The organism is Nocardia sp. bgisy118 (assembly GCF_057708605.1).
The window spans coordinates 34,173-56,077 of sequence record NZ_JBYISM010000023.1; the positions used below are offsets into that span (position 1 = coordinate 34,173).

The 21,905-nt window shown below is 68.1% G+C and carries 21 protein-coding genes; 13 read left to right on the forward strand and 8 right to left on the reverse strand.

Going from position 1 to position 21,905, the window contains the following annotated elements:
- Positions 1 to 97 precede the first annotated feature (97 nt).
- Both AC3EO7_RS25440 and AC3EO7_RS25445 read left to right on the forward strand, forming a co-directional pair.
- Positions 98 to 2,920 (forward strand): TIR domain-containing protein, encoded by a 2,823-nt coding sequence (locus AC3EO7_RS25440; RefSeq protein ID WP_435592565.1) that lies wholly within the window; start codon positions 98 to 100, stop codon positions 2,918 to 2,920.
- Positions 2,921 to 3,038: 118 nt separating this feature from the next.
- Entirely contained in the window at positions 3,039 to 3,560 is a 522-nt protein-coding gene (locus tag AC3EO7_RS25445) for a RipA family octameric membrane protein (protein ID WP_435592566.1), read from the forward strand.
- A gap of 75 nt (positions 3,561 to 3,635) precedes the next feature.
- Here the strand turns inward: AC3EO7_RS25445 and AC3EO7_RS25450 are convergent, their stop codons facing one another.
- From AC3EO7_RS25450 to AC3EO7_RS25460, 3 genes are all read right to left on the reverse strand, one after another.
- Positions 3,636 to 4,301 (reverse strand): hypothetical protein, encoded by a 666-nt coding sequence (locus AC3EO7_RS25450; protein ID WP_435592567.1) that lies wholly within the window; start codon positions 4,299 to 4,301, stop codon positions 3,636 to 3,638.
- Positions 4,302 to 4,412: 111 nt separating this feature from the next.
- Positions 4,413 to 7,148, reverse strand: a complete 2,736-nt coding sequence (locus AC3EO7_RS25455; protein ID WP_435592568.1) for an ATP-binding protein — start codon at positions 7,146 to 7,148, stop codon at positions 4,413 to 4,415.
- A gap of 20 nt (positions 7,149 to 7,168) precedes the next feature.
- On the reverse strand, positions 7,169 to 7,453 hold the full coding sequence (locus AC3EO7_RS25460) for a hypothetical protein (RefSeq protein ID WP_431970490.1): 285 nt from the start codon (positions 7,451 to 7,453) through the stop codon (positions 7,169 to 7,171).
- Positions 7,454 to 7,677: 224 nt separating this feature from the next.
- Between AC3EO7_RS25460 and AC3EO7_RS25465 the strand changes: the two genes are divergently transcribed.
- The 6 genes from AC3EO7_RS25465 (at position 7,678) to katG (ending at position 12,386) form a co-directional block, all read left to right on the forward strand.
- Positions 7,678 to 7,905 carry a hypothetical protein gene (locus tag AC3EO7_RS25465; RefSeq protein WP_431970491.1) on the forward strand — a complete coding sequence of 76 codons (228 nt, stop codon included), beginning with the start codon at positions 7,678 to 7,680 and terminating at the stop codon, positions 7,903 to 7,905.
- A 50-nt stretch (positions 7,906 to 7,955) separates the two neighbouring features.
- On the forward strand, positions 7,956 to 8,132 hold the full coding sequence (locus AC3EO7_RS25470; RefSeq protein WP_431970492.1) for a CopG family transcriptional regulator: 177 nt from the start codon (positions 7,956 to 7,958) through the stop codon (positions 8,130 to 8,132).
- On the forward strand, positions 8,129 to 8,470 hold the full coding sequence (locus AC3EO7_RS25475; RefSeq protein ID WP_431970493.1) for a VOC family protein: 342 nt from the start codon (positions 8,129 to 8,131) through the stop codon (positions 8,468 to 8,470). Before AC3EO7_RS25470 ends, AC3EO7_RS25475 begins: the two co-directional genes overlap by 4 nt.
- 5 nt (positions 8,471 to 8,475) lie before the next feature.
- On the forward strand, positions 8,476 to 9,330 hold the full coding sequence (locus tag AC3EO7_RS25480; RefSeq protein ID WP_431970494.1) for a class I SAM-dependent methyltransferase: 855 nt from the start codon (positions 8,476 to 8,478) through the stop codon (positions 9,328 to 9,330).
- 385 nt (positions 9,331 to 9,715) lie between these two features.
- Entirely contained in the window at positions 9,716 to 10,120 is a 405-nt protein-coding gene (locus tag AC3EO7_RS25485) for a Fur family transcriptional regulator (RefSeq protein WP_431970626.1), read from the forward strand.
- A gap of 34 nt (positions 10,121 to 10,154) precedes the next feature.
- Positions 10,155 to 12,386 (forward strand): catalase/peroxidase HPI, encoded by a 2,232-nt coding sequence (gene katG, locus AC3EO7_RS25490; RefSeq protein WP_435592569.1) that lies wholly within the window; start codon positions 10,155 to 10,157, stop codon positions 12,384 to 12,386.
- A 109-nt stretch (positions 12,387 to 12,495) separates the two neighbouring features.
- Here katG and AC3EO7_RS25495 read toward each other — a convergent pair whose 3' ends face one another.
- Both AC3EO7_RS25495 and AC3EO7_RS25500 read right to left on the reverse strand, forming a co-directional pair.
- Positions 12,496 to 13,359, reverse strand: a complete 864-nt coding sequence (locus AC3EO7_RS25495; protein WP_435592570.1) for an SDR family oxidoreductase — start codon at positions 13,357 to 13,359, stop codon at positions 12,496 to 12,498.
- Between the two features lie 106 nt (positions 13,360 to 13,465).
- Entirely contained in the window at positions 13,466 to 13,825 is a 360-nt protein-coding gene (locus AC3EO7_RS25500) for a hypothetical protein (RefSeq protein ID WP_431970497.1), read from the reverse strand.
- A gap of 286 nt (positions 13,826 to 14,111) precedes the next feature.
- Here AC3EO7_RS25500 and AC3EO7_RS25505 point away from each other — a divergent pair, with 286 nt between their 5' ends.
- A complete protein-coding gene (locus AC3EO7_RS25505; protein WP_435592571.1) occupies positions 14,112 to 15,314 on the forward strand; it encodes a peptidoglycan-binding domain-containing protein in 1,203 nt (400 codons plus the stop codon).
- A 68-nt stretch (positions 15,315 to 15,382) separates the two neighbouring features.
- A complete protein-coding gene (locus AC3EO7_RS25510; protein WP_435592572.1) occupies positions 15,383 to 16,249 on the forward strand; it encodes a thermonuclease family protein in 867 nt (288 codons plus the stop codon).
- A gap of 79 nt (positions 16,250 to 16,328) precedes the next feature.
- Here the strand turns inward: AC3EO7_RS25510 and AC3EO7_RS25515 are convergent, their stop codons facing one another.
- Positions 16,329 to 16,961 carry a TetR/AcrR family transcriptional regulator gene (locus AC3EO7_RS25515; protein ID WP_435592573.1) on the reverse strand — a complete coding sequence of 211 codons (633 nt, stop codon included), beginning with the start codon at positions 16,959 to 16,961 and terminating at the stop codon, positions 16,329 to 16,331.
- Positions 16,962 to 17,145: 184 nt separating this feature from the next.
- Here AC3EO7_RS25515 and AC3EO7_RS25520 point away from each other — a divergent pair, with 184 nt between their 5' ends.
- Positions 17,146 to 18,099: a fumarylacetoacetate hydrolase family protein gene (locus tag AC3EO7_RS25520; RefSeq protein ID WP_435592574.1), complete on the forward strand. Its 954-nt coding sequence runs from the start codon at positions 17,146 to 17,148 to the stop codon at positions 18,097 to 18,099.
- 10 nt (positions 18,100 to 18,109) lie between these two features.
- Complete coding sequence (locus tag AC3EO7_RS25525; RefSeq protein ID WP_431970502.1) at positions 18,110 to 18,847, forward strand: MBL fold metallo-hydrolase; 738 nt, start codon at positions 18,110 to 18,112, stop codon at positions 18,845 to 18,847.
- Between the two features lie 57 nt (positions 18,848 to 18,904).
- On the opposite strand, the gene AC3EO7_RS25530 is transcribed toward AC3EO7_RS25525, so the two are convergent.
- The gene (locus tag AC3EO7_RS25530) at positions 18,905 to 19,522 is read right to left on the reverse strand and encodes a LuxR C-terminal-related transcriptional regulator (RefSeq protein WP_435592575.1); all 618 of its coding nucleotides are present in this window, start codon (positions 19,520 to 19,522) and stop codon (positions 18,905 to 18,907) included.
- Positions 19,519 to 20,715, reverse strand: coding sequence for a sensor histidine kinase (locus AC3EO7_RS25535; RefSeq protein ID WP_435592576.1), 1,197 nt, complete (start codon positions 20,713 to 20,715; stop codon positions 19,519 to 19,521). Before AC3EO7_RS25535 ends, AC3EO7_RS25530 begins: the two co-directional genes overlap by 4 nt.
- 130 nt (positions 20,716 to 20,845) lie before the next feature.
- Between AC3EO7_RS25535 and AC3EO7_RS25540 the strand changes: the two genes are divergently transcribed.
- On the forward strand, positions 20,846 to 21,892 hold the full coding sequence (locus tag AC3EO7_RS25540) for an ABC transporter permease (protein WP_435592577.1): 1,047 nt from the start codon (positions 20,846 to 20,848) through the stop codon (positions 21,890 to 21,892).
- The last annotated feature ends 13 nt before the right edge of the window (positions 21,893 to 21,905 follow it).

A 21,905-nucleotide genomic window follows, 5' to 3' on the forward strand; every position in this document is an offset into this window, starting at 1 on the left:
CCGTAAACCCGAGTAGTGAACTACCCGCGACATCCGCATTCGTATCGTTCAGGCTCGCATATCGCAGCCCCATACGTCTCGGCTCGGGAGATCTTCCATGTGCGCACAGCCTGCCGCTGCTCTGGAGCAGCCGGCTCGCGGACAGGGGGCGTCGTTCGACTACGACGCCTTCATCTCCTATACCCACCGCGATCGACCGGTCGCCGCCGGAATTCAGAAAGGCCTGCACCGCATCGGCCGGCGCATGGGCCACCTGCACGCACTGCGTGTGTTTCGCGACGCTACCGACCTCACCGCCAGTCCCGACCTGTGGGGCAAGGTCGCCGAAGCGATGGACCGGGCCCGGTTCCTGGTCGTCGTCCTCTCCCCGCACGCGGCCGCCTCGGGCTGGGTCGACAAGGAAGTCGCGCACTGGCTGGCGCGCCGCGGATCGGACAACCTGCTGTTCGTCGTCACCGGAGGACGCCTGATCTGGGACGAGAAGACCGGGCGGTTCGACCCGGACCGATCCGACGTGGCCCTGCCGGTGCTGACACGACCGGGTGTCCTGACGACCGAACCGTTCTACGTCGACGTCACCGACGATGCGCCGTGGGACCCGCGCGCACCGATGTTCCGGGAGAAGGTCATCGATCTGGCCGCCCCCGTCCACGGCAAGCCCAAATACGAACTGGCCAGCGAAGACCTGCGTGAGCAACGTCGCTTCCGGCGGTTGCGTCGTGCCGCTGTCACCGGATTGGCCCTGCTGACCGTCATCGCCCTCGCCGCCGCGACCATCGCGCTCGATCAACGGCGGGAAGCGATCCACCAGCAGCACGAGGCGGAACGACAACGCAACGAGGCGGTCGCTCTCGCCCTGGCCGCGGCCTCCCGCGATGCCGCGCCCGGCAACGCCGGGCTCGCACTCGCGCTTGCCGCCGAGAGCAGCCGAGCGACGCCGGCCCCGCTGTGGCAGGCCACCAGCGCACTGGTCAACGCCCGCATCGCCTTCGGCAAGGCCCCCGGGCAGCAAGCCGCCGCACCGCTCACCGGCCACACCGACTGGGTGAACGACGTGACGTTCAGCCCGGACGGAACCCGGCTGGCCTCCGCGAGCATGGATGGCACTGTGCGACTGTGGGATCCGGCGACCGGCGCGCCGGTCGGCGACCCACTCACCGGCGACCAAGAGCGGGTGTACTCGGTAGCTTTCAGCCCGGACGGCAGCCGGCTGGCCACGGCTGGCGCGGACAACACCGTCCGACTGTGGGACACCGCCCTCGGCAGGCAGGTCGGTCCCCCACTCACCGGACACATCGACAGGGTGAACGGGGTGGCGTTCAGCCCGGACGGCACAGTGCTGGCCTCCGCAAGCTGGGACGGAACGGTGCGGCTGTGGAATCCGGCGACCGGACAGCAAGTCGGTGAACCGATCGTCGGCGACTCCAACGCGGTGTCCGACGTGGCGTTCAACTCGGATGGCACTCGCTTGGCCACCGCGGGCGCCGATCACACCGTGCGGTTGTGGGACCCGGCGACCGGCGGACAGGTCGGTCCCGCGCTCACCGGCCACACGGACTGGGTGGCGGACGTGGCGTTCAGCCCGGACAGCGCCGTGCTGGCCTCCGCCAGTGGAGACAACACCGTGCGATTGTGGGACGCCACCACCGGTCAGCCGCTCGGCACCCCGCTCACCGGCCACACCGCCACGGTGCACTCCGTGGCATTCAGCCCGGATGGGACCCGGCTGGCCACCGCAGGCAACGACACCACCGTCCGTCTATGGGACCTCGCCACCGGTCATTCCCTCGGTGAACCGATCACCGGCCACACCGGCGAGGTGAACGCGGTGGCGTTCGACCCGGAAGGCACTCGGCTGGCCACCGGCGGTGATGACGACGCGGTGCGGCTTTGGGACGTCAGTACTCGCGCGCCGGTCGGTGCACCGCTCACCGGACACACCGACGGGGTGCTCGACGTGGCGTTCAGTCCGGACGACACCCGCTTGGCCACCGTCAGCCGGGATGGCGCTGTGCGGATCTGGGACCCGGCCACCGGCAAGCCGATCGGTGCACCGCTCACCGGACACACTGGCCCGGTAGCTGCGGTGGCATTCAGCCCCGACGGCACTCGGCTGGCGACCGCGGGCGCAGACAACACCGTGCGACTGTGGGACCCCGTTACCGGACAACCCGTCGGCCCTCCGCTCACCGGCCACACCGAGGCGGTGCTCGATGTGGCCTTCAGCCCGGACGGCACGCGGTTGGCCACCGCAGGACAGGATCGGACTGTGCGGCTGTGGGATCCCACCGGCGGACGGCCTATCGGTGCGCCGCTCACCGGCCACACCGGTCCGGTGTACTCGTTGGCGTTCAGCCCAGACGGTTCCCGACTGGTCACCGCAGGACTCTTCGACGACCATCCCGTGCGGCTGTGGGACCCGGCCACCGGCAAGCCGGTCGACGGACCACTCATCGACCACACCGGCGGGGTCTCCGCGGTGGCGTTCAGCCACGACGGCACCCGGCTGGCCACCGCCGACACCGACCACACCGTGCGGCTGTGGAACGCGACCGACGGACAACCCACAGGTCCGCCGCTCATCGGCCACACCGACGGGGTGAACAACGTCGCGTTCGCCCCGTCCGATACCTTGTCGGCCACCGCAGGCTCGGACAACACCGTGCGGTTGTGGGACCCGACTACCGGTAGGCCGATCGGTCCCCCACTCACCGGCCACACCGCCGCCGTGTACGCGGTGGCGTTCAGCCCGGATGGCATGCGGCTGGCCACCGCCGGCGCCGATCACACCGTGCGACTGTGGGACCGCCCCTGGGACGCGAACAAGGCGTGCGAACTCGCCACTCCGTTCGTGACCCGAGCCCAAGTACAGACCTACGTGCCATCCGGCTGGAAGATGACGTGCCGTTATGCCGGCTGAATCCAAAGCCTTTGCAAACCAAGCAGTTCGGCGCCGAAGCGGAGTCCGCGCCTACCGGCCACGCCTCCGGAAGAGACGGATCGAGCCGGACGCCCAGAACGACACGAGGAGGTCGGCGGTGCACCACGACGATCAGCGATCCGAGCTTCGCACCCGACTCTGGAACGACGCACCGGAAGACTCCGACAACCGCACCGCCACCTTCGAGAGTGCGGTGCTCGAACAGTACCGGCTCTGCGTCGAGATGGCCGACCGGGTGAGCGCTAGGCGCGGCCTGGCGAACTCCTTCTTCCTGACACTCAACACCGGCATCTTCACCTTCACGACCGCCTTCGGGAAAGCCCCGCCGAACGACAAGGTCTGGTGGCTGGCGATCCCCTTGGCCGCGATCCTCGGCCAGTGTTTCGCGTGGTTCTACCTGGTCCGCAGCTACCGGCTCCTCAACAGTGCCAAGTACCAGGTCGTCGGCGCCCTGGAGGAACGACTCCCCGCCTCCCCCTTCTGGCGTGCCGAATGGTGGGCGCTGGGTGAAGGAAAGGACCGAGCACGGTACTGGCCCCTCTCGCACATCGAGGAGTGGATCCCCATCCTCTTCGCGCTCGCCTACACCTCCGGGTTCCTGGCCCTCGTTTTCACCTGAATCCGGCTCTGTCCCAAGCATCTCGGGACCGAATCGGAAACAGTAACCACCCGGGTTCCGACGACCTCGATGCCTTCAGACCAGCGCGGCCCTGGTCTGCGCGTACGCGATGACGTTCTCTTCGTAGGCCGCCGCATCATGCTCCGACAAGCACACTCGGAGCCGGCGTATCGCGTCATCGAGTTGGGGCCCCGAACCACGATCGGCGAGCAGAACCACGATCACCTCCCACTCCCCGATCCCCTTGTCCGGCCGATCCAGCAGCTCATCCAGGTACCGATCCGGCTCCACCAGCTGCAATGCGCGGCGCGCGTAAGCGTGTACGCGGCGGGGCAACTCGGTGCGAATGGCATCGATATCGGCTTGCAGGACGTGCTGACCCGGTTGCTCCGGGTCGAGTCGCACCGACCACAGCGCGGTCAGCTCGTCCGGCAGACGATGGGAGGTGATCAGGTCCGGGCCCGCGGCCTTCTCCAGCGGCGTCGGCGGCAGACCCAGCCGAGCGTCGCGCCAGTTGCAGAATTCCCACCAAGCCGTCGGCGTGGCGTTCAGCTCCAGCCCGAATGCGAGGACTTGCTGTCCACCGGTCCACGTGCGGGTCAACCGGGTGCGGCCGACGGAGGCGACACCACCCGGCTCGATCCGCACCCACACCGGATCCGAACCATGAAACCCATACGGCTGTAGCAACTTTCCTGTCTCACGCAGCACACGACGCAGCGCCGAATCGGGACTGACCATCCCGGCAGACTATCGGCGCGCCCCGACAGACCGGGCAGCTGCCGGGCGGCGCGGCGAACTCCACGGTGCAAGACCCGCCCGAAGTCGGATTCCCGCAGGAAAGTGCGGCTGTCAGCCGGACCGGCGCATCCAGGCCGTGATCTGACTGCGGTTGTTGACGCCGAGCTTGGTGAGGATGTGCTGGACGTGGTTCTGTGCCGTCCGTTCGGAGATGATCAGGATGCGCGCGATGTCGCGGTTGGTCGCGCCGGTGGCGACCAGTTCGGCGACCTCGAGCTCGCGGGGTGACAGTGTCGTCGACTGCGCGTACACGCCGATGATCGTTCGCAGGCGCTGCGCCCACGGCGCCATGCCGCAGCTCTCCGCGAGGGGCAGAGCTCTTTTCGCCAAAGCCAGAGCTTCCTCGGGTGCGTCCGCCACGACCAGTTCGGCGAGCTCGCAGTCGGCCTCGACCGCGAAGCACCGGGCGCTGATGTCACGGCAGATCCGTCCCGCGCTGCGCAGGTCGGCTGCGGCGGAGTCGGCGTCACCCAGCGCGGCAGCGAACTTACCCAGCCACAATTCGACCGGTCCGAGGTAGTGACCGCTTCCACCGGTGCCCGCCACGTGGAATCCGCGATGCTCGCCGAGGCGGTCGGCGAAATACCGGATATCGTCGACAGCCCCGAGCCTGCTGGCGACCGCACCTCCGGTCACCAGGGCATCCAGCAGGAAATAGGGCGGGATCTCCCACTTCTGCGGAGGCCCGAGGCTGCGGTACAGCGATTCGCCTTCGTGCAGCCGGCCGCGCTCCACCAGCGGAAACGCCATGCCCAGTGCCGCGAACAATGCGTTGCGCACCTCGCCGCTCATGCGCGGCGGAGGCGGCGTGCACGAGACGTCGGACTGGCCGCCGTGATGGCCGATCACCGTGAGCAATGCGCGGTACGCGCCTTCGCCCGCCGGGTGGGCGACCGACTCGGCCAGCCGGTATGCCTCCTCGCCGAGGCGTGTCGCTTCCGCGAGATCACCACGCCCTTGGGCGAGCGCGGCCTCGGCGATCAAGAGATGCCAGTTCGCCATCGGGCCGCCGGTGTGCCGCACGCACCAGCGCAGCCGGGACAGTTCGGTCGCGATGCCGGTGATCGCTCCGCGCGCCCAGAGGCTGTCGATGGTCCACAGGTGGCCCCACATCTCGGCCGCGGCGTCGCCCGTGCGGACACCGGCGGAGACCATCTCGGCGGCGAGGACGGCGTACTCGTCGCGATGTTCCGGCCCGGTGCAGGCGAGCTGACGCGCGCGCAGCGCCGCCACGCTGGTTTCGTCGTCCGCCACTGTGGCAGCGAGAGCCATTGCCGCACTGCTGGTTTCGGCTACTTCATCGAGTTGCCCGAGATAGACGGCAGCCTCGGTGAGGCGGGCCAGCAGTCGTGCCCGCAGCAGGTCGGGGACATCGCCCGCCAGCGCCTCGGCGCACCACGCGTGAATGTCACGGTCCCACAACCGATCTCCGATCGGTTCGAGGACCAGTGCGCACTCGGCGGACAACGTCGCGTCGTTCGTGCGGCGGGCCAGGGCCACGGCCGCCGAGCAATCGGCGCGCGCCGCGGCCAGATCACCGGCCCGCTGGCTTGCCGTGGCCCGGGCAAGCAGCATCCGGCTCCGCTTGCCGGGCGTGGCATCGTCGGCATTGGCCACCGCGAGCCCGTACAGCCGGACGGCCTCCTCGAAAGCCAGTTCACGCAACGCCAGATCGCCCGCGCGAAGCGCCCACCGCCGGGCGGGCTCGCGATCTCCGGCGATCGCCGCCTCCGCGTAGTGCCATGCCAGCGCTGCCGAAAACGCGTCCAGCGCATCGGGATACAACGCCTCGATGGCGTTCGCCGCACGCGTGTGCCATACCACGCGCTGTTGTAGCGGCAGCCCCTCCCGCAACGCCTCCTTGACCAGTGCGTGCCCGAATCGCATCGAGCCGGGCTCGGTCGTGGTGGTCAACAACCCGGTTGCGGCGGCCTCGTCCACGGCGGACAGGCATTCGGCTGCCGGTCGCCCGATCAGGCGGGCGACGACGGCGATCGCGAACTGGTCGCCCATGATCGAGGCGGCGCGCAGGAACTCCTGCGCCCGGGGTGACGACCGCGCCACTCGGCCCTGGATCACCTGCCGCAGGGTGGCGGGCACGGGCAGCCGGCGGTCCGCGCCGTCCCGGAACGCGCGGCCGAATTCTCTCAGGTAGAACGGATTTCCGCCGGTTGCCGCATGGACGCGCACGGCGAGCTCGTCCGGCACCGGCTGCTCCGCCTCCGCCGCGAGACACGCCGCGGCCGCTGTCGAAGTGAGGCCGGCGAGGTGGATCGTGCGGGCCGCTGCCTCCCGCAGCAGCTCCGGTTTGATCACTCGCCAGCCCGGCGCCGCGTCGGCGAGGGTGTCGCGCTCGGTGACACACACCAGGATTCGCTGTGTCCGCAGCTGACGCACCACGTGCAACAGGCCGAGCAGCGAGGGTTCGTCGGCCCATTGCACATCGTCGATGACGAACAGTGTCGGGGTCCCGCCGGAATCGAGCCGTGCCGCGAACCTCTCGAACAATGCCGCACGGCCGGAGATCGGTTCATCGCCGAAGCCGTCGCCGAGCACCGGTTGCCACAGCCGGAAGGGCGGCGCGTCGGGCAATTCCATCGCTCTCGACCAGAGGGTGCGTATGCCCCTGCTGCGCGCGCGTCCGGCGAGCTCCGTCATCAGCCTGGTCTTGCCGATGCCCGCCTCACCGGAGCACGTCACCAGCTGCGGGATTCCGCCGACCGCCCCGTCCAGGATGCAGAGCAGATCGGCGAGCTCGCGGTCACGACCGATCAATCCGGATGTCACTCGCCGCCTCCTCCACCGGGTCAATCCATTGTGCCCCGGATGATTTCGGTGTCGAAGACCTCCCATCGCGTATCGGGACCCAGCCGCACTCCGGCCTTCTCGAACGCCGGGAACAGTCTCTCGGCCGCGTACCGATCGGCCGACACCGACGAATCCCAGACATCGACCACGTGCAGGACGCCATCGGATTCCCCGACGATGTGCAGCAGGTTCCCCGTCACCGGTTCCGGGCCGAGCGCTTCGACCACGGCACGGTATTCCGTCAAACCGGCGCCAGGGGCATGGGTGATGTGAATGTATGGCATAGCTTCTCCGCCTTTCGCGAACTCACGGTGTTGACGCACCGAACGCTACGAGCGCCGACGTTTCGGTGACATCGGCCGAACTACTCAATGGCACTACTCATTCGGCGCCCCGCGGGAACGACGGAATGAGCAGCGAGGCTGAGTATTTCGGCGGATTCGACGCGTCCTCCGGGTCGATAGCGTCACAGTGTCGGTGACACCGATCTCGAAAGGACTTCACCGCCATGACATCTCCCCATTGGGACGGAGCCGAAGCGGCCGCCCGCGCGAGAGGGGCCGCGGAAGAATCCGGCAGGCTCGCTCGAAGCTACGGCGACGGCTGCCTCATGAGCACGGCGCTCGCGCAGGTGGTCGCCACTGTCTTGGCGGCCGTCGCGGCGCCGATCGTGGTGCAGGTGCTGAACCGCGTCGGTCTCCGGAGATCCGCGACGACCGACCACCGGTCACTCTGATCGGAAGCTCGAGCTAGCATGCTAGCAAGCTAGCGTGCTAGCATCCTCTCGTGGGCGACGAGGATGTGAAGCAGTTCAACGTCTATCTGCCGATCGGGCTGATCAAGCAGGTCAAATTGCAGGCGATCGAGTCGGGAATGTCGTTGTCGGCGCTTGTTGCCGCCGCGCTGCGCGCGTACCTCGGCGACACCCACCCGCAGTCACCATCAGGAGAGGATCAGCAATGAGGACCGAGGGCATCGATGCCGTGTTCCTGGAGACCCACAATTGGGGCAAGCAGGCCAGGTTTCTGCAGGAGCTGGGATTCGAGGTCGAGTTCGAGACCGGCCACGGTTCGGGTCAGTTTCGCAACGGTGACGGCCCATCCGTCTTCGTGGCCGAGGTCCCGCCGACCCAGGATCCGCGGACACTGCTGGTCATGAAGGTCGCCGACACGCAGAGCCGCCCCGGCGGCGATGTCGAGATCGTCACCGAATTCGAGCAGACCCACTACGGGACCCAGGAGATGACCGTCCGCGACCCGGACGGGCGGCAGTGGAATCTACAGGCACCGGGCAAGGAGTGAGCGCGATGCCGAACGAGCTAACGATCGCCCCGGATCAGACCGCGATCCGGACCGCGCTGTGGCGGGCGCTGCACGTGCGGATCGATGCGGCCCCGCATGTTTTCGACGACGAGATCGGGCTGCGGCTCGCGGGGCCCGAGGACGGCTGGGAGCAGCGCCCGGATATGGATCCGCAGACCACCGGCCCGATGCGCGCGGGCATGGTGTCCCGCGCTCGCTTCGTCGAGGATCTGCTCGCCGAACAGGTCGGCCAGGGCGTGGATCAGTACGTCCTGCTCGGCGCAGGACTGGACACCTTCGCCCAGCGCAGGCCCGAGTCGGCCGCGCGGTTGACGGTGTTCGAGGTCGACCAGCCCGGCCCGCAGGCGTGGAAGCGCCAACGCCTCGCCGAGCTCGGGTTCGACCTCACGGACCAGTTGCGGCTGGTACCCGTCGATTTCGAGGTGGACTCGTGGTGGGAGCGTCTGCTGGCCGCCGGTTTCGATCCGAGCAGGCCCGCGGTCGTGGCGTCCACCGGCGTCTCGATGTACCTCACGAGAGAGGCGAATATCGCCACCCTGCGTCAGATTTCGACACTCGCGCCCGGGTCCACCCTGGCCATGACATTCATGCTGCCGTTCGAACTCGTCGGCTCCGGCGAACAGCAGATGCGCCGGTTCGCCGAACAGGGCGCCCGCGCCTCGGGCACTCCGTTCATCAGCTTCTTCCGCCCCGACGAGGTCGTGTCGCTCGCCGAGGAAGCGGGTTTCCCTGCCGCCCAGCATATTTCGTCCGAAGAGCTGACGCGCCGCTACTTCGCCGACCGCGCCGACGGTCTGCGGCCCGCGGAATCGGAGCAGATCCTGGTGGCAACCTGCTGATGTCCCGGAGCCGCGCGCATTGTGGAGCGATGCAGTAGAGCGCGTGCCCGGGACAAGACCTCGTCGCCGCGGAGCGCTGCAGTGTCGAGAGCGACGGCCCTGACCGCGGCAGCGCCGAGCGGCGGCCGGTGCACGCCACTCGGTGATCGAAGCGAGGGGAAACGGTCCGTGATCGACTGACGCGGTGGTCGCAGCAGACGCGTCGCTACCTTCGACCGAGCGGATCCGGCCGAACCCCTCCGCGGTGGCGCAACGGCGCCCGAGGCCCAGGTCAGGGGCGATTGTGGCCGCACATCGAATCGAAACCCGGCCGCCGAAATGCTTGACTCGTTCCAGAAACCGGACGAGACTTCCGAGCGTGCCCACGGCCACGGAATTCCAGCAAATGCTGCGGGAAGTTTCGCTGCGCGTGACCGCTCCGCGTGTCGCGGTGCTGAGCGCGGTGCACGATCGTCCGCACGCCGACACGGATTCGATCATCCGCGCCGTGCGGTCCCGTCTGTCGGCGGTATCCCACCAGGCGGTGTACGACTCGTTGCGCGTGCTCACCGCGACAGGCTTGATCCGTTGTATCCAGCCGTCCGGCTCGGTGGCGCGTTACGAGTCGCGAGTCGGCGACAATCACCACCACGTCGTATGCCGGACCTGCGGGTTGATCGCCGACGTCGATTGCGCGGTCGGCGAGTCCCCGTGTTTGACCGCGTCCGACGATCGCGGCTTCTCGATCGACGAAGCCGAGGTCATCTACTGGGGCCTGTGCCCCGACTGTGCGGCATCACCACCTCGCTGATCGCAGCCCGCACCACCTCTCAGGAAGGAATGTCGTGACATCCGATAGCCGTCCATCCACTCCTGACGCCGGAACTCGAAGCACGAGTGAGAGCGAGAACCCGGCGATCACGTCCCCAACTCCCCAGACCGGCCATCGCCCCCGCACCAACGAAGACTGGTGGCCGGAGCAGATCGATGTCTCGGTGCTGCACGCCCACTCGTCCAAATCCAACCCGTTGGGCGAGGATTTCGACTACGCGAAAGAATTCGAGAAGCTCGATGTCGACGCCCTGAAGGCCGACGTCGCCGCGGTCATGACCGATTCGCAGGACTGGTGGCCCGCCGACTACGGAAACTACGGTGGCCTGTTCATCAGGATGAGCTGGCACGCGGCGGGCACCTACCGGATCGCCGACGGACGCGGCGGCGGCGGTCAGGGCGCGCAACGCTTCGCGCCGCTCAACAGCTGGCCGGACAACGCCAGCCTGGACAAGGCGCGCAGGCTGCTGTGGCCGGTCAAGCAGAAGTACGGCACCAAGATCTCGTGGGCCGATCTGCTGGTGTTCGCGGGCAACGTAGCCCTCGAGTCGATGGGGTTCCAGACCTTCGGCTTCGGCTTCGGTCGCCCGGATATCTGGGAGGCCGAAGAGGTCTACTGGGGCCCGGAGGACACCTGGCTCGGCGATGAACGCTACAGCGGTGACCGTGAGCTGGCGCGCCCGTTCGGCGCCGTCCAGATGGGCCTGATCTACGTCAATCCGGAAGGGCCCAACGGCAAGCCCGACCCGGTGGCCGCGGCACGGGACATCCGAGAGACGTTCCGCCGCATGGCGATGAACGACGTGGAGACCGCCGCACTGATCGTCGGCGGCCACACCTTCGGCAAGACCCACGGCGCGGGCGACCCCGATCTCGTCGGCGCGGAACCCGAAGCCGCCCCGATCGAGCAGCAGGGCCTGGGCTGGAAGAGCGCCTACGGCACGGGCAAAGGCAAAGACGCCATCACCAGCGGCCTGGAGGTCATCTGGACAGCCGCCCCGACCCAGTGGGACAACGGCTTCCTGAAAAACCTCTACGGCTACGAATGGGAGCTCACCAAGAGCCCGGCCGGGGCGTGGCAGTACAAGGCGAAGGACGGCGCCGGCGAAGGCACGATCCCGGATCCGTTCGGCGGACCCTCTCGGGCCCCCACCATGCTGACCACGGACCTGTCCCTGCGGGAAGACCCGATCTACCGGGAGATCACCCGCCGCTGGCTGGATCACCCCGAGGAACTCGCCGAGGCGTTCGCCAAGGCATGGTACAAGCTGCTGCACCGCGACATGGGACCGATCAGCCGCTATCTCGGGCCGTGGGTTGCCGAACCGCAGCTGTGGCAGGATCCGGTGCCCGCGGTCGACCACGAGCTGATCGACGAGCAGGACATCGCGGCGCTGAAGGGCCAGGTGCTCGAGTCCGGCCTGTCGGTCTCCCAGCTGGTCAAGACCGCCTGGGCGTCGGCGGCGACCTTCCGCAGTACCGACAAGCGCGGCGGCGCCAACGGCGCAAGGATCCGGCTGGAGCCGCAGAAGAGCTGGGAGATCAACGAGCCGGCCGAGCTGACCGAGGTGCTCCCGATGCTCGAGCAGATCCAGCAGGATTTCAACAGGTCGGCCTCGGGCGGCAAGAAGGTCTCGCTCGCCGACCTGATCATCCTCGCCGGGTCCGCGGCGGTCGAGAAGGCCGCGAAGGACGCGGGCTACGACGTCACGGTGCCGTTCGCGCCCGGACGAACCGACGCCACGCAGGAGAACACCGATGTGGAGTCGTTCGCGGTGCTCGAACCGCGGGCCGACGGGTTCCGCAACTACGTGCGCGAGGGCGAGAAGGCCCCGCTCGAGCGACTGCTGCTCGAACGGGCGTACATGCTCGACGTGACGGCTCCGGAGCTGACGGTACTGATCGGCGGCCTGCGCGCCCTCGGCGCCAATTTCGGCGGAACCTCGCACGGCGTCTTCACCGACCGGCCGGGCACCCTGACGAACGACTTCTTCGTCAACCTGCTCGACCAGGGCACGGAGTGGAAGGCGTCCGAGTCGACGGAGAACGTCTACGAAGGTTCCGACCGGCGCACCGGCCAGACCAAGTGGACGGCCACCGCCAACGATCTCGTCTTCGGATCGCACTCGGTGCTGCGCGCGGTGGCCGAGGTGTATGCGCAGGAGGGCGGCGAGGGGAGGTTCGTCGACGACTTCGTCGCCGCGTGGGCCAAGGTGGTCGACAACGATCGCTTCGACCTGGCCTGATCGATATCGACGATCCCCAGGCCGACCTTGCCGGGTCGGCCTGGGGATTTATTTGTCGCACAAGCGAATACGCGGGCGCGACCCTGAGAGATTGTCGTAGGACCGCAGGCTAGGTGGACGCTTGCATGTCGGCCACGATCCTCGCGACCCGTTCGCTGGCCTGTGTCGCCCAGGTGGGGTGAGTGGTCACGTAGAGGCGATCGGCCTCGACCGCGCCCAGGATGATCTCCGCGGCCTGCGCCGCGGGCATGGCCTCGTCCGCCAAGTGGGCGATGACGCCCAGCCCGGGTGCGAGACGCTCCCATTGCTCGGGAGTGAGCGTGCCGAGCCATCCTTCCTCCGGCTGTGTGGTAACGCTGTCGCCGAGCAGGGATCCGATGCCGTCGGTGATCCCGCGCAACATTTGGGTGTCGACCGGGCCCGGGCACACCACCGTGACACCGATCCCGGGCGCGAGTACGGCCAGTTCGCCGTGCAGCGCCTCGGTCAGCGAGACGACCGCGTGCTTGCTCGCGGTGTAGGGGGCGTTGAACATACCGGTGGTGACACCCGCCAGGGACGAGGTGTTGACGACGTGGCCGCGTCCCGCCGCGATCAGGTGCGGGACGAAGGCACGCATCCCGTTGACGACGCCCTGCACATTGACCGCCCAGATCCGCTGCCAGTCCTCGGGTTCCACCAGCCAGATCGGTCCGCCCACGGCCATTCCGGCATTGTTGAACACCAGATCGACCCGCCCGAAACGCGCCAGGGTGGTGTCGGCCAGTTGCCGAACCTGTTGTGGATCAGCGACATCCGTTCGCACCGCGAGAGCGTCGGGCCCGAGCTCGTCGGCGGCTGTCGCGACCACGTCGCCATCGACATCGGCGAGCACCACTCGTATCCCGCGGTCGCACAATGCCTGCGCCACGGCTCGTCCGATTCCATTGGCGGCGCCGGTCACCACCGCGACCTGGCCTGTTTCCAGTTTCATGTGCTCCCTTTCGGTTTCGACCATCATGGAGTTCGGACGTCAGTCAGTCGGTAGCGCGCGCGGGTTCCGGAGTGGTCGCCCGGCCGAAACCGAGCCCACACGCCGGCTAGGGCAGCCACCGCAGCGCCGCGTCGGCGCAGTCCTCGGGGCTGTTGTTGAAGGCGATGGCCGCGTCGGGCGCGTGCTGCCGGACCAGGTTGACCATCTTCTCGAACAACTCGAGCAGCGGCTCGTGCTTGCGGATGCCGCCGCCGATCACCACGCAGGCGTAGTTGTTGCGGTTCAGCGCCGCCACGATCGTTCCTTCGGGGTTCTCGTCGAGGGCCACCAAGCACCAGTCGGCCTCGATACCGAGATCGTCGAATCGGGCCCGGCCGCGTGCCATCGCCGCCTCGACCGGCGCCGGATCCCAGCCCTCGAACGTCGCGGGATTTACACCGACCACAAGCACTCGCGCCTCTGTCATGCTTCCACCCTTCTCACGGAGCGTTTCCACGCCGGAACCCTCGCCACGGTACGCACTCGGGCACCGAAGGTGGAGCGATCGCCGGTTCGAGCGGACACCGCCAACGCGTGCCGTCGAGAAATCGAGTACCGGCTACTCGTGTGCGCCTCGGGGGTCCGAGCGGATAGTGCACGTGACGCACGAATCGTGCGGGTCCGCTGCCCGCCGGTCGGCGTCCCGACAAGTGTCGACCCCGTCGCGAGACCGCGTGGCGAGTGTCCAGGCCAGTGCGAATGCGAGGCGAGACATGAGCTTGATGTCGAAACGATTCTCCGGCGATCCGGTGCTGGAGAAGTGCTTGGCGGGTTCCCACCGAATGATGGAGCCCGAGGAAAACCTCTCCGTCATGCGGGTGCAGGAAGCACTGCGCAGGTTGGACAAAGACCCCGGAATACTCGACGGCATCTTCGGGGTGAAGACCGGCGCGGCGGTCAGCGAATTCAAGCGGGAACAGCGCCTGTTCCCGGACGATCCGGTCGTCGGCGAGGGCACTTCGGGCCGCCTGGACATGTTCATGTTCCACGATCCCGTCATCTCGGGGGACGCCGATTTCGGTGAACTCGCCGGTTTCGTCGCCGAGCACCGCGTGGAGCCCTTCGTCGGATTGGAGCTCGCGAACCTGCTGCGGAAGTCGTTCGAGAGCCAACGCCACGACCTCGGCCGCGCGATGCTCGACAGGCTCACCTCCGGTGACTGCTCGGCCATCGTCGCGGCGAGCCGGGCCCGTGGCTTGAACGACGATCGAATACCGGAGAACGTCATCGAGGAACTCGCCGAACTACCCCGGGACGCATCCGGTGTCACGGTCTCGTTCGAGGATTCGAATGGGCGGCAGCGCAGCGCAATCGCGCTGAACGACTTGTTGATTCGCGGACGCATGGTCCTGACCCACCACCCGGACGGACGCCAGGCGAAGGCCAGCTTCCGTGGCCAGCTCGCCCACGAGCTGACGCACATGCGCAATGAGGGTGCGAACCTGGAGCGCACGCCGACCTTCGATACCGATACCTTCCTGGACCCGGTCCTCGCGGCGAACTTGCCGAATACCGCCTTCGTCTTCATGCATTTCGCGAACGAAATGAACGCCCGCCACGTCACGTGGATCACCGAGCGTGAGGACGCGGGCGATCCCTTCGCCGCGAGATTCCTGCCGCCGTCCGAGTTGTGCGCGGCCGCGCATTTCTACTTCGCCGAGACCGGCCTTCGCTTGTTCTTCGACAACGGCTACATGGCGAACATGGTGCAGAGCCATGAGAAGACCTACCGGCAGCTCGCATTGTGGCTTCGTCGAACAGCTCAGCTGACCTTCACCAGCAAGCCGGAGCAGCAGGAGATCAGTGCGCGGCTGTTCCGCGACGCCGCCGACGTGGCCGACGTCATCGCCGCCGACCCGAATACGCACCGCCCCATCGGCAGGGGCCTGTTCCCGGAACCCGGCGACTTTCACTGAATCCGAACTCGGAAGGAACCGAAATGCTCGAGGCAGTACAAATCTTCTGGTCATCCAGCGGTGTCGGCATGCCGTCACTCGATTCGAAGGCCTTGGTGGACATCCACGACGGCGACACACCGAGCATCCGGATGCCCGTGCGGATGCTGTCGATCGACACACCGGAAGTCACCGCCGGTTCGCCACAAGGCGCGGTGGGGGTGGACGAGAAGTTCGCTCAACTCGCGGAGTGGATCCAGCAACGGCCGGCCGACGTACCCGTCTCACGCCGGTTCGCCGATTTCCTCCTACCGAGACTCTCCACCGGCAAGGCGGGAACCATCCAGTTCACCCAGGGCACGCAGGCGGCCGATTTCGCCAAAGCCAATGCCGCCCAGCGACTGACACGGCCGGACGGGACCCGGCGAAACCTGTTCGTGCACACCGCGGACGCACCGTTCGACGGCAACGGACGACTGCTCGCCTACCTCGCCCCGAACTACTCGAAGCCGGAACTGGCGACACTGACCCGCGAACAACGCTCGACCTTCAACCTCGACATGGTGCGCTCGGGCTGGGCTGCGACGTTCATCATCTACCCATCGATCCCCGGCGAACTCGACTTGCCCCTGTTCCTCAGCGCCGCCGACGAGGCGGTCACCGCCAGACGCGGAATCTGGGACGAGCCGACGACCATGCCCGCATACGAATACCGTTGCGTGGAAAGGCTGTACGCGATCGCCAAATCGATCATCGTCGACAGGAAGCCGGTACCCGATCCTTTCGCCTGGCGCGAACGATACTGCGCCGACATGCGCACGCGAGTGCTGGTCGGCCCCGAGGACTATTTCGACATCGACCCGACCTACCGGCTCTTCATCTGGCCGACCGACGTCCGCGCGGCCGTCGGCAGCCTCAACCTGACACCCTCCCCTAGGCTGGTCGGTATCCACTGAGGCGCCGAGTGCCTGCGCGACCAGGCGCGTCGACGAGAATTCGAGTAGTCGCATACTCGCAACAGCGCGCCTGGTGAGCTCATTCTCGAGCGCGACCATCGTCGGGATCGCCGACAGGAGCCGGTTGGAGGGCGCGGATCACGTGGGCGACGAGGTGGTCGACGAACTCGGCGTCGGGGTGGTCGCCGGTGAGCAGGTTGCGGAAATGGATGGGCGCGATCAGCAGTTCGATGGCGAGGCGGGCGTCGGTGTCCGGCGGGAGTTCGCCGCGTGCCACAGCGTGGCCGATCATGAGCGTGGTCACGCGATATCGGGTGGCCCAGAATGCCTTTCGCGCCTCGACGACTTCCTCGGAGTCGGTGACGAAGGCCAGCGCACGGAACAGACCGTGGCCCAGCGGACTGTCGAGGAGATCGATGAGAGCGGTGCCGAAGGCGGTGAGGTCGCCGCGCAGCGTCCCGGTGTCGGGCAGCGGCAGGGTGCGCTCGCTCGCGGCGAGCAGTGCGTCGAGGATCAGATTCTCACGGCTGCCCCAGCGTCGGTAGATGGAGCTGTCGCGCACGCCCGCGCGGCGGCTGACCTCCGGGATCCCGACCTTGTCGACGCCGTGCTCGGTCACGACGTCGAGGACCGCTCTGTGGACGGCTTCCCGCACTCGAGCTGCGCGACCTCCCGGTCGTCGCTGCGGCACGGCGTTCTCGAGTTCGGTCACGCAGAAATTCTAAAGCAGAATCTCTTGCTTTTAGCCGCGCCGGCTACCTAGGCTTACTAAAGCAGAATATTCTGCGAATCAGCGGCTAGGTGGAAGGCTCAGCAATGATGTCGTTGCCGGAACTGGCGAAAACGGGTCTGCACGATCATTCGGTCGTCCGCGAGACCGTCGTGGCGGTGACGCGATGAACGATTCTCCGACGCTGCTGCCGCGGATGCGGCGAACGCTCGACCTCGCCGAACGGCGGATCGAAGTGCACATCGACACCGGTGACGGCTGGCAGTCCGCAGACGAAATAGACAGTTCTACAGAGGCTTTCGCTATTCCATCGGCGTTCACCACGGAATTCGAGCTCGCCCGCTACGACAGCATGGGACTGGCCGACGGTGCCACGGTACTGCCGGTGTGCCCGGCGTCCTTCCGCGACTTCATGGTGTTCGAAGAGCACGCCATCGCCGCCGCCCGTGGTCTGGCGCGACGCTTCGTGCCTGCCGCCCACCGGCTCGGACGCGCCTTCGAAACACTGACCCGCCGCACTTTTCCCGCCTTCCGGCCGCACGCGCTCTGGTACCGTCAGCCGATCTACTACATGTCCAACGCGCTGACCATCGTCCCCTCCGGCGTCCCGATCACCTGCCCGGCCTACAGCCGCGCACTGGATTTCGAACTCGAACTCGGGGTCGTGCTGGCCGCACCGCTGCGTGATGCCACCGTCGAGCAAGCCGCCGCCGCGATCGGCGCGGTGGTCGTCGTCAACGACTTCTCGGCGCGCGACGTGCAACTCGCGGAAATGCGTTCCGGGTTCGGTCCGCAGAAGTCCAAGCACTTCACCACCTCGATGTCGGCGACCGCGGTCGCCGGTGCGGCGGTGGCCGACCGGCTCGATCGCTTGACGGCCACCGTGAGGATCAACGGAAACACGGTCTCGCGGACCGGAACTCAGGGAATGCGATACTCGATGGCCGAGGCGATCGCGCACGCCTCCCGAAGCGAGCAGCTCTATCCCGGTGAACTCCTGTCCAGCGGCACCCTGCCAGGAGGCTGCGGGATGGAACTGGGCCGCTGGCTGGCGCCCGGCGACGAACTGTGCCTGGAGATCGACGGCGTCGGCGTCATCGAACACCGCATCGAGCAGTGAGGACACACCCGTGAAGATCGACCAGGTCTCCGACTCCGTCTACGTCGTGGCCGGAACGAACGTCAACTGGGCACTGGTCAGCGACGGATCCGGCGTCACCGTCGTCGACGCCGGATACCCTTCCGACACCGACGACGTCCTGAGCTCGGTACGCCAGATCGGCCACGAGCTCGCCGACATCGCCGCCGTCCTGCTGACCCACGCCCATCTCGATCACATGGGCGCCATCCCCACCCTCGTCGAACGGACCGGGGCGCCCGTCTACACCGGCGCCGAGGAAGTCCGGCACGCGAAACGCGAATACCTGCAACAAATCACCCCCGCCCAGATGCTCGGGCTCCTCCGCACCCGCCGGGGCCGTCGATGGGTGGTCCAGACCCTGCGAGCGGTGCGGGGCCATCTCGGTACCAGCGTGCCGTCCGCCACCGCCGCCGACGACACCACCCTGTCGTCGCTGCCCGGCGGCTTCGTCGCGATACCGACCCCCGGCCACACCGACGGCCACACCGCCTACTTCATGCCGTCCGAAGCGGTCTTGTTCACCGGCGACGCCCTGGTCACCGGACACCCCCTCGTCCGGGAGACCGGACCGCAACTGCTGCCGAAGGTGTTCAACCACGACGAAACCCGCACCCTCGACAGCGCTCATATCCTGGCCGCCCAGCCGGCCCGGATCATCGTCCCCGGACACGGGCTGCCGACACAGCGCGACCCGGCGACGCCGATGAGCATCCTCCAGCAGCCGTGAACGCCTCCCGCCCGGGCGAATCACGCCGCGCGAAACCCGCGATGTGATGGGACAGTCTCAGATCGCGCCCTGTTCACGAGCGCGTGCCACCGCCGAGGTGCGGGAGCGGACCCCGAGCTTGGCGTAGATGTGCACGAGGTGGGATTTCACAGTGGTCTCGCTCAGGAACAGTTCCTTGGCGATCTCCCGGTTCGACCGTCCGTCGGCGACGAGCCGGAGCACCTCGATCTCGCGCGGGCTCAACGTGGTGTCGGCACGCCGGACCCGCGTCATGAGTTTGGACGCGACCGCGGGCGAGAGCACACTCTCCCCCGCGGCGGCGGAACGCACCGCCGAGAGCAGCTCGGGCGGCGGGGTGTCCTTGAGGATGTACCCGCAGGCGCCCGCCTCGATCGCGCCGAGGATGTGGGCGTCGGTGTCGTAGTTGGTCACCACCAGGACGTTCGCCGGGCGCGGCAGCGCGCGGATCTCCGCGGTGGCGTCCACGCCGGAACGCCCGCCACCGAAACTCAGGTCCATCAACACGAGGTCGACGGGCGTCGTGGCGCAGAACGCCACGGCCGCTTCGGCGGTCGCCGCCTCCCCCACGACCTCGACGTCGTCGGCACCGGTGAGCAGCGCGCGCAAGCCCGCGCGCACGATGGCGTGATCGTCGGCCAGCAGCAGCCGGATCATCCGTCGGCCGCCGAATCTGCCTCGGCGACAACGGTTCCCGGCACGAGCGGAAACGATACCGAGACGGCGGTGTGCCCGGGTTCCGACTCCACCGCCATGCTGCCGCCCTGCTGCTCGACCCGCGCCCGCATCGCAGGCAACCCGAAGCCGCCGGACTTGGTGCGCACCGAAACCTCGGGGTCCATGCCGACTCCGTCGTCGACTACGTCCATGTGCACGTCGGTGTCGGCGTAGGTCAGGGTGAGACGCATTCGACCGGCGTTCGCGTGCTGTACCACGTTGGCGACCGCGCCCTGCGCGATGCGCACCAGGGCCGCCTCGATCGGCATGGCCAGCCGCTCGGGCTCGCCCTCCACCACCAGCTGGGTGCGCAGACTCGGCGTTTCGGCGCGACGGCAGATCCGTTCCAGCGCCTCGGCCAGCGACGAGCCCTCCAGCGGCACCGGCGCGAGTTCGGCGATGAGACCACGGGTCTCGGCCAGGTTCTCGGCCGCCGTCTCGCGAGCGAGCCGAATCTGCGGCAGGGCGGGATGCCGCGGATCGGCCTGTTCTGCCGCGTGCAACAGCAGCTGGATGCTGCTCAGCCCCTGGGCGACGGTGTCGTGGATCTCCTGGGCGAGGCGCTCACGCTCGGCGAGCCTGCCCGCGGTGTGTTCGCGGTCCGCGAGAGCGGCCCTGGTGCTGAGCAATTCGTCGATGAGCCGCTGTCGTTCCGCGAATTCCCGGAACAGCGCCTCGTATCCGAGCCCGATGCCCACCGCCACGGCGGCCCCGATGACCGGACCGACCACGCCGGCGACCGACCACCCGGTGTGCACGCCGAACCCGGTGACCGCGACCGCGGTCGCCGCCGCCACCGCGAGCAGGCTCCACGGACGCGGCAGCAGGTGCAAGTAGAGGAAGAACAATCCGAAGGCCAGGTACCCGGCGTCGGGTGCGAGGACGACCAGGCCGAGCCACAGCAAGGTCAGCGCCCCGAGCCACACCGGCAGCGCGGCGCCCCGCTGATCACCGAAGAACGCGCCCGCGAAATAGACGAGCAGAAACGCCGCCGTCAGCACGACCACCGGCACCGAATGCGGCGCGCCCGGCAGCAGCGCGCGCACCACGACCACCGCGGCGAGCACCGTCACCAACAGGTGCAAGCCCAGCCGCAGCGCGGTGACGACAGGGGTGAGCGGCGACGGGTGCACGCTGCCAGCTTATGTGCGGTTATCCGGGCGGCATCCATCGAAAGGTGGAAAACCGCCTCCACCCTTCGTCCGCCGCCGGTTCCTTCCCGCGTGCGATGGCGCACCGGCCGCGCACCGCGAGAGTGGAGGCATGTTCCTCGCACTCCGGGATTTGCGCGTCGCCCGCGGCCGTTTCCTGCTCATCACGCTGGTCGTCACGCTGGTGGCGTTGCTGGTGAGTTTCCTGAGCGGTCTCACCGCCGGGCTCGCGCACCAGAACATTTCCGCGGTCCAGGCCATCTCCGCCGAGCAACTGGTGTTCGCCGACAGCGGCGGTGATCCGTCCTTCGACACGTCCGCGCTCACCGAGCGGCAGGTCGAGATCTGGCGAGCCGCCGCGCGGACGGTGGACCCGGTCGGCATCGGACGCGCCGAGGCGGTCGGGTCCGGCGCCCCCGCGCGCGTCGCCCTGTTCGGCGCGCGGGAATCCACGGTCGGCAATCGCGCCGCAACCGAGCAGGGATCGGTCGTGCTCAGCGAAGGCGCGGCGCGAGAACTGAAGACGGCGGCGGGTGACATTCTGCATCTCAGCGAGCGCGACTTCACCGTGGCGGCGGTCCGCGGCGACGATTGGTACAGCCACACGCCGGTGGTCTGGATGACGGTCGAGGACTGGCGCTCGGTCAGCCCGCGCGGTGGTGCGGCCACGGTGCTCGCGGTCTCCGGCGTGTCCGACGCCGCGGCCGCGAACGCCGCCGCGCGGACCACCGCGACCAGCGTCTCCGGGTCACTGGACGCGCTCGGCTCCTACCGCGCCGAGAACGGTTCGCTGACCCTGATGACCGTGCTGCTCTTCGCCATCTCGGCGCTGGTGATCGGGGCGTTCTTCACCGTGTGGACGATCCAGCGCACGCCCGACATCGCGACACTGAAGGCGCTCGGGGCGACCTCGGGATCGCTGGTCCGCGACGCGCTCGGCCAAGCCGCCGTCGTGCTTGTCGCGGGCGTCGTCGCCGGACTCGGAATCACCCTGGCGGCAGCGTCTTTCGTCGGCGAAGCGGTCCCGTTCGTGGTGACGCCCGCGACCACGGTGCTGCCCGCGGCCGCGCTCGTCGTGCTGGGCTTGCTCGGCGCCGCGTTCGCCCTGCGCTTCCTCTTCACCACCGACCCGCTCGCCGCGCTCGGCGCGGCCCGCTGACACACCGGAGCAC

Coding starts and splice junctions, on each gene's coding strand:
- AC3EO7_RS25440 (WP_435592565.1), top strand. CDS start 98: ATGTGCGCACAGCCTGCCGCTGCTCTGGAGCAGCCGGCTCGCGGACAG.
- AC3EO7_RS25450 (WP_435592567.1), bottom strand. CDS start 4,301: ATGGTCAGTCCCGATTCGGCGCTGCGTCGTGTGCTGCGTGAGACAGGA.
- AC3EO7_RS25460 (WP_431970490.1), bottom strand. CDS start 7,453: ATGCCATACATTCACATCACCCATGCCCCTGGCGCCGGTTTGACGGAA.
- AC3EO7_RS25465 (WP_431970491.1), top strand. CDS start 7,678: ATGACATCTCCCCATTGGGACGGAGCCGAAGCGGCCGCCCGCGCGAGA.
- AC3EO7_RS25475 (WP_431970493.1), top strand. CDS start 8,129: ATGAGGACCGAGGGCATCGATGCCGTGTTCCTGGAGACCCACAATTGG.
- AC3EO7_RS25480 (WP_431970494.1), top strand. CDS start 8,476: ATGCCGAACGAGCTAACGATCGCCCCGGATCAGACCGCGATCCGGACC.
- AC3EO7_RS25485 (WP_431970626.1), top strand. CDS start 9,716: ATGCTGCGGGAAGTTTCGCTGCGCGTGACCGCTCCGCGTGTCGCGGTG.
- AC3EO7_RS25495 (WP_435592570.1), bottom strand. CDS start 13,359: ATGAAACTGGAAACAGGCCAGGTCGCGGTGGTGACCGGCGCCGCCAAT.
- AC3EO7_RS25500 (WP_431970497.1), bottom strand. CDS start 13,825: ATGACAGAGGCGCGAGTGCTTGTGGTCGGTGTAAATCCCGCGACGTTC.
- AC3EO7_RS25505 (WP_435592571.1), top strand. CDS start 14,112: ATGAGCTTGATGTCGAAACGATTCTCCGGCGATCCGGTGCTGGAGAAG.
- AC3EO7_RS25510 (WP_435592572.1), top strand. CDS start 15,383: ATGCCGTCACTCGATTCGAAGGCCTTGGTGGACATCCACGACGGCGAC.
- AC3EO7_RS25520 (WP_435592574.1), top strand. CDS start 17,146: ATGAACGATTCTCCGACGCTGCTGCCGCGGATGCGGCGAACGCTCGAC.
- AC3EO7_RS25530 (WP_435592575.1), bottom strand. CDS start 19,522: ATGATCCGGCTGCTGCTGGCCGACGATCACGCCATCGTGCGCGCGGGC.
- AC3EO7_RS25540 (WP_435592577.1), top strand. CDS start 20,846: ATGTTCCTCGCACTCCGGGATTTGCGCGTCGCCCGCGGCCGTTTCCTG.